Origin of the sequence: Salipiger sp. HF18, from assembly GCF_011806505.1 — a bacterium.
Lineage (GTDB): Bacteria > Pseudomonadota > Alphaproteobacteria > Rhodobacterales > Rhodobacteraceae > Salipiger > Salipiger thiooxidans.
The window spans coordinates 1-8,696 of record NZ_JAATOS010000149.1; the positions used below are offsets into that span (position 1 = coordinate 1).

12 protein-coding genes are annotated in these 8,696 nt (G+C 68.5%); 5 read left to right on the forward strand and 7 right to left on the reverse strand.

Going from position 1 to position 8,696, the window contains the following annotated elements; genetic code table 11:
• On the forward strand, window positions 1-1,350 hold a 1,350-nt coding region (locus HC022_RS13560), incomplete at its 5' end, for a CTP synthase (protein ID WP_167452796.1).
• Between the two features lie 62 nt (window positions 1,351-1,412).
• Complete coding sequence (locus tag HC022_RS13565) at window positions 1,413-2,021, forward strand: polysaccharide deacetylase family protein (RefSeq protein WP_050782250.1); 609 nt, start codon at window positions 1,413-1,415, stop codon at window positions 2,019-2,021.
• Between the two features lie 45 nt (window positions 2,022-2,066).
• Here the strand turns inward: HC022_RS13565 and HC022_RS13570 are convergent, their stop codons facing one another.
• A complete protein-coding gene (locus HC022_RS13570) occupies window positions 2,067-2,894 on the reverse strand; it encodes a DUF1353 domain-containing protein (protein WP_167452797.1) in 828 nt (275 codons plus the stop codon).
• Window positions 2,895-3,083: 189 nt separating this feature from the next.
• Here HC022_RS13570 and HC022_RS13575 point away from each other — a divergent pair, with 189 nt between their 5' ends.
• Window positions 3,084-3,269, forward strand: coding sequence for a CTP synthetase (locus HC022_RS13575; RefSeq protein WP_089954423.1), 186 nt, complete (start codon window positions 3,084-3,086; stop codon window positions 3,267-3,269).
• Here the strand turns inward: HC022_RS13575 and HC022_RS13580 are convergent.
• The gene (locus HC022_RS13580) at window positions 3,254-3,709 is read right to left on the reverse strand and encodes a low molecular weight protein-tyrosine-phosphatase (RefSeq protein ID WP_167452798.1); all 456 of its coding nucleotides are present in this window, start codon (window positions 3,707-3,709) and stop codon (window positions 3,254-3,256) included. The genes HC022_RS13575 and HC022_RS13580 overlap by 16 nt on opposite strands.
• A 53-nt stretch (window positions 3,710-3,762) precedes the next feature.
• Here HC022_RS13580 and HC022_RS13585 point away from each other — a divergent pair, with 53 nt between their 5' ends.
• Window positions 3,763-4,452 carry an NAD-dependent deacylase gene (locus HC022_RS13585; protein WP_167452799.1) on the forward strand — a complete coding sequence of 230 codons (690 nt, stop codon included), beginning with the start codon at window positions 3,763-3,765 and terminating at the stop codon, window positions 4,450-4,452.
• A gap of 75 nt (window positions 4,453-4,527) precedes the next feature.
• On the opposite strand, the gene HC022_RS13590 is transcribed toward HC022_RS13585, so the two are convergent.
• From HC022_RS13590 to meaB, 5 genes are all read right to left on the reverse strand, one after another.
• Window positions 4,528-4,983 (reverse strand): copper chaperone PCu(A)C, encoded by a 456-nt coding sequence (locus HC022_RS13590; RefSeq protein ID WP_167452800.1) that lies wholly within the window; start codon window positions 4,981-4,983, stop codon window positions 4,528-4,530.
• A 39-nt stretch (window positions 4,984-5,022) separates the two neighbouring features.
• Window positions 5,023-5,328: a hypothetical protein gene (locus HC022_RS13595; protein WP_368484666.1), complete on the reverse strand. Its 306-nt coding sequence runs from the start codon at window positions 5,326-5,328 to the stop codon at window positions 5,023-5,025.
• Window positions 5,329-5,475: 147 nt separating this feature from the next.
• A complete protein-coding gene (rpmB, locus tag HC022_RS13600) occupies window positions 5,476-5,766 on the reverse strand; it encodes a 50S ribosomal protein L28 (protein ID WP_008884930.1) in 291 nt (96 codons plus the stop codon).
• A 206-nt stretch (window positions 5,767-5,972) separates the two neighbouring features.
• On the reverse strand, window positions 5,973-6,776 hold the full coding sequence (locus tag HC022_RS13605; RefSeq protein ID WP_167452801.1) for an alpha/beta hydrolase: 804 nt from the start codon (window positions 6,774-6,776) through the stop codon (window positions 5,973-5,975).
• Window positions 6,773-7,762: a methylmalonyl Co-A mutase-associated GTPase MeaB gene (meaB, locus tag HC022_RS13610; RefSeq protein WP_167452802.1), complete on the reverse strand. Its 990-nt coding sequence runs from the start codon at window positions 7,760-7,762 to the stop codon at window positions 6,773-6,775. Before meaB ends, HC022_RS13605 begins: the two co-directional genes overlap by 4 nt.
• Window positions 7,763-8,017: 255 nt before the next feature.
• On the opposite strand from meaB, the gene HC022_RS13615 reads away from it, so the two are divergent.
• Window positions 8,018-8,696 (forward strand): DEAD/DEAH box helicase (locus HC022_RS13615; protein ID WP_167452803.1); only part of this gene is annotated, 679 nt, incomplete at its 3' end.

Below are 8,696 nucleotides of genomic sequence, written 5' to 3' on the forward strand. Positions count from 1 at the left end.
CTCGAAAAGGAGCGCCGCGGCGACTACCGCGGCAAGACCATCCAAGTCATTCCGCACGTCACCAACGAGATCAAGGATTTCATCTCGATCGGCGAGGATGAGGTCGACTTCATGCTCTGCGAGATCGGCGGCACCGTCGGCGACATCGAGGGCCTGCCCTTCTTCGAGGCGATCCGCCAGTTCGCGCAGGACAAGCCGCGCGGCCAGTGCATCTTCATGCACCTGACGCTGCTGCCCTACATCAAGGCCTCGGGCGAGCTGAAGACCAAGCCGACCCAGCACTCGGTGAAGGAGCTGCGCTCCATCGGTCTCGCCCCCGACATCCTCGTGTGCCGCTCGGAAGGCCCGATCCCGCAGAAGGAACGCGAGAAGCTCGCGCTGTTCTGCAACGTGCGCCCAGACAGCGTGATCGCCGCGCAGGACCTTACGTCGATCTACGATGCGCCGCTGGCCTATCACCGCGAGGGGCTCGACCAGGCGGTTCTGGACGCCTTCCAGATCACCCCGGCCCCGCGTCCCACGCTCGACAAGTGGGAAGACGTGTCCGAGCGCATCCACAACCCCGAGGGCGAGGTCAACGTCGCCATCGTCGGCAAGTACACGCAGCTCGAGGATGCCTACAAATCCATCGCCGAGGCGCTGACCCATGGCGGCATCGCCAACCGGGTGAAGGTCAAGCTGAACTGGGTCGACGCAGAGCTCTTCGAGCGCGAGGACCCGGCCCCCTACCTCGAGAACTACGACGCGATCCTCGTGCCCGGTGGCTTCGGCGAGCGCGGCACCGAGGGCAAGATCAAGGCCGCCAAGTTCGCGCGCGAGCACAAGGTGCCCTATCTCGGCATCTGCCTCGGCATGCAGATGGCCGTCATCGAGGCCGCCCGCAACGTCGCGGGCGTCAAGAAGGCCGGCTCCGAGGAGTTCGACCACGAGAAGGGCGAGAAGCGCTTCGAGCCGGTGGTCTACCACCTCAAGGAGTGGGTGCAGGGCAACCAGCGAGTCAACCGCTCGGTCGCCGACGACAAGGGCGGCACCATGCGCCTTGGCGCCTATGACGCGGTGCTGGCCGAGGGCTCAAAGGTGGCGAACGTCTACGGCACCACCACCATCGACGAGCGCCACCGTCACCGCTACGAGGTCGACATCAAGTACCGCGATGCGCTCGAGAAGGGCGGGCTCTGCTTCTCCGGCATGTCGCCCGATGGCCGCCTGCCCGAGATCATCGAGTGGCCCGACCACCCGTGGTTCATCGGCGTGCAGTTCCACCCCGAGCTGAAGTCCAAACCCTTCGACCCGCACCCGCTGTTCAAGGACTTCGTCCGCGCAGCGAAAGAGGTCAGCCGGCTCGTGTAATTGGTGAGGGGCTGTAGATGTGATACACATCCGGTTGTGCGATCTGGCAACCGGAGTGTCACATGCCCCAGCCCCCGGTCACGAAACCTGTCTACCGTGCCGCCGGCGGCCGCACGGTGTGGGTCACGCTCGACGACGGTCCGCATCCCAGCCGCACCTCGCAGATCCTGTCGGCGCTCGGGCGCCACGGGGTCAAGGCGGTGTTCTTCGTGGTCGGCACCAACGCCAAGGCACAACCATCGCTGCTGCGTGACATCTCGGGCGCTGGTCACCTGATCGGCAACCACACCTGGGACCACCCCGATCTCTCCAGGCTCTCGGCCTCGGCGGTCCGTGACCAACTCGAGCGCACCCGTGACGTCATCGCCCAGTACCCGGGCGGCACGACGCTGTTCCGCCCGCCGTACGGCGCCCATAACGCCACGGTCGACAAGGTGGTGTCGCAGCTCGGCTACCGCTCGATCCTGTGGTCGGTGGACACGCTGGACTGGAACAAGTCCTACAAGCCCGACAAGTGGATCCAGCACGGGCTCGACCAGATCCGCAACCGGACCTCGAGCCTCGTGCTGGCGCATGACATCCAGAAGACCACGGCGGCGCATTTCGACGCCTTCCTGTCACGCATCTCGTCGCTGTCGAAGACCGCCTTCGGAGCGCCGCAGGACATCTGACGCCGGACCGGCCGGAACGCGGCAAGCGCCCCGGCCAGCACCATGTCAGCGCGGTTCGAAGATCTCCGGCAGGTCGGTCTGGTCGGGCACCTCCGGCTCGCCCTCGACCTCGCCCTCGGGCTCGTAATCGATCTCGATGTCCTGTTCCGACCGGCCCTCGCCACCCTGCCGCTCGTTGTCGGGGTTCAGGCTGGGGAAGATGTTGGGATACTGCCGGATGATCCGCTTCTCGAGCCGCTCGAGGTAGAGGATCAGCTCCGAGAGCGTCGGATCGTTCTTCTCGACATAGGACTTGGCGTCGCGCATCGCTTGCTGCATCGCCGGCGGCGGCACGGCGGCCATGCTGTAGTAGTAGTTCCAGCGCGGTCCGCCGAGCCAGACCGCCGCGAACATGACCTGCGCTCGCGGCTTGGCGGTGCCACCGGCGACCAGCGCGTCGTAGAACATGCGGTGCACGTCCTGCCAGCGGCCGTTGTGGTACATCGCCCCGCCCTCGTTCCCGACGCCGCAATAGGCGTCGTGCACGGCGCCCGCGTTGACGTATTCCGGCGCGGTGGGATTGCCGACGATGGACACGAAGATCGCGGGGATCGAGGCCCCATCGGTGAGCGTGCCCGACGGTGCCAGCCATTCCCGGTTCTGCGCGTCCCGGAAGTGCAGAGTCTCCACCACCGGGTAGAAGGTGTAGGGCCGCTTTGGCAGGGTTACTGGTCGCGACCGGTCGACCTTCAGCGGGCTGTTTTCGTAGGAACAGGTGGGCCGCGTCGTGCAATTCACGTCCGAGAGCGTCCGGACCTCGTTCACGTCCTGCATGGTGGGGGTGCAGGCCGTGAGCGCCAGCAATAGCCCGGCAGCCATCTTGTATCTGGTCATGTCAATTCCTGAGGTTCTAAAAAACGGGTCGCGCAATCATGGGGAGAGAATTGCGACAGGCGTCAATTGACCCCGAACCGGCCCGGAAGTCAATTTCCCATGTCAGGCCGTGCGATTGACCCATGTCAAGAAACACATTCCATACCAGTGATATGGAAAAGTTGCGAACGCCCCTTCGGAGAGACCGACATGCTCAGACTTGCAGGCATTCTCTACTCGATGATCGCCACAACCCTTGCGGGCAGCCTCGTGGTCGCGACCCTCGTCACCGGCTACGACACGCTGGCGCCGATCCTGATCGCGGCCGCCGCCGGCGCGCTCGCGGCATTGCCCGTCACGTGGCTCGTGACGCGGGCGATCTATTCGGAGAGCTGATCCAGCAGGCCACGCGCCGCGGTCTCGATCAGGTCGAGCGCCCCGTCGAAATCGCGGGTGTAGTAGGGGTCGGGCACTTCGGTCGCGCCAGTCGTCGGCGCGTAGTCGGTGAAGAGCCGCAGCGTGGCGCGGCCACCCTCTGGCTGCATCCGTCGCAGATGCGCGAAGTTCTTGTCGTCCATGGCGAGGATCAGGTCGTAGCGCTCGAAATCCGCGCGCTGCACCTGCCGGGCCCGGAGCGGCGACAGGTCGTAGCCGCGCGCCTTCGCCGCGTCCTGCATCGGTCCATAGGGCGGCTCTCCCACGTGCCAGTCACCGGTCCCGGCACTGTCGATCTCCAGCGCCACGCCACGCGCCTCGGCCATACGTCGCAGCACGCCCTCGGCCGAGGGCGAGCGGCAGATATTGCCGAGACAGACGAAGAGGATACTCTGGGCCATCGGGGCACCTCCTTTTGCCCCGAGCCTAACCTCTGAGAGAAGAAGGGAAAAGCATGGCCGGAAAGATCGTGGTCCTCACCGGTGCGGGGATCTCTGCCGAAAGCGGGCTGGGCACCTTCCGCGACGAGGGCGGGCTCTGGGCGAAGCACTGCATCGAGGATGTGGCCACGCCCGAGGGCTTCGCCCGCGATCCCGCGCTCGTCCACCGCTTCTACAACGCCCGGCGGATCCAGGCGGCGGAGGCCCTGCCCAACGCCGCCCACGAGGCGCTGGCGCGGCTGCAGCGCGACTGGCCCGGCGAGGTGGTCATCGTGACCCAGAACGTCGACGGCCTGCACGAGAAGGCCGGCGCCACGGCGATCCACATGCACGGAGAGCTGTCCTCGGCGCTCTGCTACCGCTGCGGCCACCGCTGGCCCTCTCCGCCCGAGATGGCCCCGGGCGAGCCTTGCCCCGCCTGTCACGCCCGCGCCGGGCGGCCCGACATCGTCTGGTTTGGCGAGATGCCCTACCACATGGAGGAGATCGCCGACCACCTTCAGACCTGCGATCTATTCGCCTCGATCGGCACCTCGGGGCAGGTCTACCCGGCGGCGGGTTTCGTGCAGGAGGCGGCCTATGCCGGCGCCCGCACCATCGAGCTCAACCTCGCGGACAGCGAGATCAGCCGCGCCTTCGAGGATCACCGCGTCGGCCCCGCCAGCCGCGTCGTGCCGCAGTGGGTGGCCGAGCTTCTGGCCTGACGCCCTCCCCCGCCGGACATGCAAAGGCCGCGCGCGGATCCCCGCACGCGGCCCCTCGTCCGGCTGTTAGCCGACTCAGTTGCTCATGGCGCCGTGCTCGGGCTGGCGCTCGAGATCGACGGGGATCTCGACCTCGACGTCGCCGGCCTTCTCGAAGCTCAGCGTCACCGCGACCGTGCTGCCCTGCTCGAAGGGCGCGGTGAGCCCCATGAACATGACGTGGTCGCCGCCGCGCTGCAGCGTGTGCTCGCCCTGCGCGGGGATCACGAAGCCCTCCTCGACGTGGACCATCTTCATGACGCCGTTGCCGTCGTCCTTGTGGGTGTGCAGCTCGACCTTGGCCGCCGCATCCGAGGTGGCCGACACCAGGCGGTCGTCCTCGTCGCCGCTGTTGGCGATCACCATGAAGGCGGCACCGGTCTTGGCGCCGGGCATGGCGCTGCGGGCATAGGCCTCCTGCACCGTGATGTCGGCAAGCGCAGGCATGGCAAGGGCCAGCGACGCGGCGCCGGCGAGAATCAGGGAGTTCATGTTGTCGTTCCTTTGTTCGATCTGGTTGTCCGGATGGGGTCAGATCGACGTCGGCGGCCCCCGCGCCTGCGGTGCCGGGCTGCGCTGCCCCTCGGTCCGCAGCGCCACGGCAACGGGCACGACGGGCACCCAGCGCTCGGCCCGAGCGGCGGGCTCCCAGCCGGAATCGAGGCCGGAGAACAGCGTCAGAAGCCCGTCGGGACAGACATGCACCTGGCTCACCGGCTGGCCGTTCTCGTCCACCAGCACCGTGACCAGCCCGAGGCCCGAGCAGATCACCAGCTGCCCCGCGGGCGCGGGCTGGGCGCGCGCCACGGCCATCTGGTAGCCGGTCAGGGCCAGCACCAGGGCAAACAAAAATGCGGTCAGAGGATATCTTTTCCGGGGCATCAGCCAAGAATTAGGCAGATCATCCCGTAATGTCACGTGACAAAAGGAAACAGCCCCGGCGCGAACGGCGCCGAGGCTGTTGATAACTCCGTGGAGAGCGAATCAGGCCTTGGCGGCCTGTGCCTTCGCGATCTCTTTCTTGAGCTTCAGAGCGTTGGTGCTGAGCTCGGTGTCCTTGGCCTTGGCCAGGAACTTGTCGAGACCACCGCGGTGATCCACCGAACGAAGAGCCGACGCGGAGATGCGCAGCTTGACGCCGCGGCCGAGGGTCTCGGACTGCAGCGTCACATCGTTCAGGTTCGGCAGGAAACGCCGCTTGGTCTTGTTGTTGGCGTGGCTCACGTTATGACCCGTCATCGGGCCTTTGCCGGTCAGTTCGCATACGCGCGACATGGGTCCATCCTCATTGTCTCGGGGCGGGAAACCGACTGGCTGGCAGCGCGGGCCGATCATTCCGCCAATATCAAAGGGCGCCACAGTGGCGCCCGGAATCTGGTCGGGCTTCTCTAGCTCCAAGCCCAAACCGCGTCAACCCTTTCGTCGAAAGCCCTTGCGGCAACGACTTCGGGGACATCCGGGCCGCCCTCATGGCATCGGGCTCAGCCCTTGTCCACCACCGGAATCACCTCTCCTGCCCACGCGGCGAAGCGCCCGGCCAGCGCCTCGCGCCCGTGCCGCGCCGCGACCCGGCCCATGTGCAGGTGATAGCTCGGCGACACCCGCCGCGCGGCCCTGTGCAACGCGATCAGCGCCTCCGGCCGGGCCTCGCCCTGCGCCAGCGCCGCCTGCATCGCGGGAAAGGCCCCGCCCTGCCGCAGCACCCGGGTCGGCGGGTGGCCTCCGCCCGCCAGCCGGCAGATTCGCAACCCCGGGAAAAACGCCTGCGCCATCCGCGCATGGGCGAGGTCGTTGGCGACGAACGGATCGCACAGCACCACGCCCCGCAGCCCGCGCGCCCCGTGCGTGGCGAGATCCCCGAGCGCCGGGTCGAAGTTCCGCGCCTCCGCGCGGTAGCGCAGGTCGAAGGGCACCACCTTGGGGGCAATCGACACCTGCGGCGCCACCGCGATCACCTGCGACATCCGCAGCGCTCCGGAGAATCGCAACGCCCCGTAGCCGCCCATCGAGAAGCCCATCGACACCACCCGGCGGAATCGCCCCGAGAGCGCCCGCAACGCCGCCTCCAGCGCCACGGTCTCGGCATTGACGAACCAGTCGTTCCACAGGCTCTGGATGTGAAGATGCGCATAGCCCCGCGCGGTGAAGGCCCGGACCGGCCGCGCCAGCTCGAAACTGCCGGGCACGCCCACCCGTTGCCGGAAGCTCACGAAGAGCCGCTTGCGGTCCGGCCTGAACAGGTCCGCGCGCAGCAGGGCCCCGTCGAAGAGCCGCTCGCCCCTCATGCCGGGGCGGATTCTCCCAGGTAGCCCCCGAGCAGGTCCTCGGCCGCCGCCGCGGCGCTGATCTCGCCCGCCTCGACCTGCTGTGCGAGCGCCGCCATGGCGCCCTTCCCCGGCTCCCGCCGCAGCCGCGCCAGCAGCCCCTCGCGCACCTCCGCCTCGAACCAGAACCGCGCCTGTTCGGCCCGCCGGCCGGCGAAATGCCCGGTCTCGCGGCGCCACTCGGCCAGCGCCGTCATCTCGTCCCAGGCCCGGTCGAGCCCGTGTTCCTCGACCGCCGAGACGGTAAGCGCCTTTGGGTAGCCCTCCGGATCCTGAGGCCGCTTGCGCAGCAGCCGCAGCGCGCCGGCGTAATCCGCGCAGGTGCGGGTGGCGGTGCTCTTGAGCTCGCCGTCGGCCTTGTTCACGAGGATGATGTCCGCCGTCTCCATGATGCCGCGCTTCACCCCCTGCAGCTCGTCGCCCCCGGCGGGCGCCAGCAGCAGCAGGAACAGGTCCGACATCTCCGCCACCACGGTCTCGGACTGGCCCACGCCCACGGTCTCGATGAGGATGACGTCGAAGCCCGCCGCCTCGCAAAGATCGATCGCCTCGCGGGTGCGCCGCGCCACCCCGCCCAGGTGCGACTGCGACGGCGAGGGCCGGATGAAGGCGCCCGGATCGCGGCTCAGCCGCTCCATGCGGGTCTTGTCGCCAAGAATCGACCCGCCCGACCGCGCCGAGCTCGGATCCACTGCCAGCACCGCAACCTTCAGCCCCTGCGCGGTCAGCATCATCCCGAAGGCCTCGATGAAGGTCGACTTGCCGACCCCCGGCGTGCCCGAGAGCCCGACCCGCAGCGCCTCGCGCCCCTGTCCGCGCAGTTCCTCGATCAGTTCGCGCGCCTGCGCCCGGTGATCCGCCCGCCCGCTCTCCACCAGCGTGATCGCCCGCGCCAGCGCGCGCCGCTCACCCTTCAGGATGCGTTCCGACAGATCCGCGATGTTCATACCGTCTCTCCACCCGTTGACGCCCCCGAATTGACCCGCAGCGCCCCCCGATGTCCACCCCGTTTCCGGGACCGCGCCGCGTCCGCCCTTCATCTTGCCGGGCAAACTCCGGGGGTGAGGCCGCAGGCCGAGGGGGCAGCGCCCCCTTTCACCCCCGCCACCGGCACCACGGCCCTCCCGACCCACCACACCGACCAGACCACCGACAAAGCCGCCCCTCTCGACGCCACGCCCGCCATCGCGCATAACCCCGCCATGACCCGCCTGCCCATCGACGACGCCCTGCCTTCGCTCATCGCCGCGCTTCGTGCGCGGGGCCGTGCCGTGCTGCAGGCGCCGCCGGGCGCCGGCAAGACCACGCGGGTGCCGCTTGCGATGCTCGACGCAGGGCTCACCATCGACCGGATCGTCATGCTCGAACCCCGACGCCTCGCCGCGCGCGCGGCGGCGCAGCGCATGGCTGAGACGCTGGGCGAGGCGCCGGGCGAGACCGTCGGCTACCGCATCCGCGGCGAGGCCAAGGTCTCGGACGCAACCCGGATCGAGGTGGTGACCGAGGGCATCCTCACCCGCATGATCCAGTCCGACCCGGCGCTCACCGGCGTCGGCGCGGTGGTCTTCGACGAATTCCACGAACGCTCGCTCAACGCCGATCTCGGCCTCGCCCTCTGCCTCGAGATCGCCGGTGCCCTGCGCGACGACCTGCTGTTGCTGGCGATGTCCGCCACCCTCGACGCGGAGCCCGTGGCCGAGCTGATGGACGCGCCCATCGTCACCTCCGAGGGGCGCGCCTTCCCGGTCGAGACCCGCTGGCTCGACGCCCCGCTGCCGAAACAGCGCCGCTTCGAGGAGGCGATGGCCGATCTCGTCGCCCGCGCCGCCGCCGAGACCGAGGGCGGCATCCTCGCCTTCCTGCCCGGCGAGGGCGAGATCC

What these genes read in the sequence shown, in the direction of transcription:
- HC022_RS13565 (WP_050782250.1), top strand. Translation starts at nt 1,413, where the DNA reads ATGCCCCAGCCCCCGGTCACGAAACCTGTCTACCGTGCCGCCGGCGGC.
- HC022_RS13570 (WP_167452797.1), bottom strand. Translation starts at nt 2,894, where the DNA reads ATGACCAGATACAAGATGGCTGCCGGGCTATTGCTGGCGCTCACGGCC.
- rpmB (WP_008884930.1), bottom strand. Translation starts at nt 5,766, where the DNA reads ATGTCGCGCGTATGCGAACTGACCGGCAAAGGCCCGATGACGGGTCAT.
- HC022_RS13605 (WP_167452801.1), bottom strand. Translation starts at nt 6,776, where the DNA reads ATGAGGGGCGAGCGGCTCTTCGACGGGGCCCTGCTGCGCGCGGACCTG.
- HC022_RS13590 (WP_167452800.1), bottom strand. Translation starts at nt 4,983, where the DNA reads ATGAACTCCCTGATTCTCGCCGGCGCCGCGTCGCTGGCCCTTGCCATG.
- HC022_RS13575 (WP_089954423.1), top strand. Translation starts at nt 3,084, where the DNA reads ATGCTCAGACTTGCAGGCATTCTCTACTCGATGATCGCCACAACCCTT.
- HC022_RS13580 (WP_167452798.1), bottom strand. Translation starts at nt 3,709, where the DNA reads ATGGCCCAGAGTATCCTCTTCGTCTGTCTCGGCAATATCTGCCGCTCG.
- HC022_RS13585 (WP_167452799.1), top strand. Translation starts at nt 3,763, where the DNA reads ATGGCCGGAAAGATCGTGGTCCTCACCGGTGCGGGGATCTCTGCCGAA.
- meaB (WP_167452802.1), bottom strand. Translation starts at nt 7,762, where the DNA reads ATGAACATCGCGGATCTGTCGGAACGCATCCTGAAGGGTGAGCGGCGC.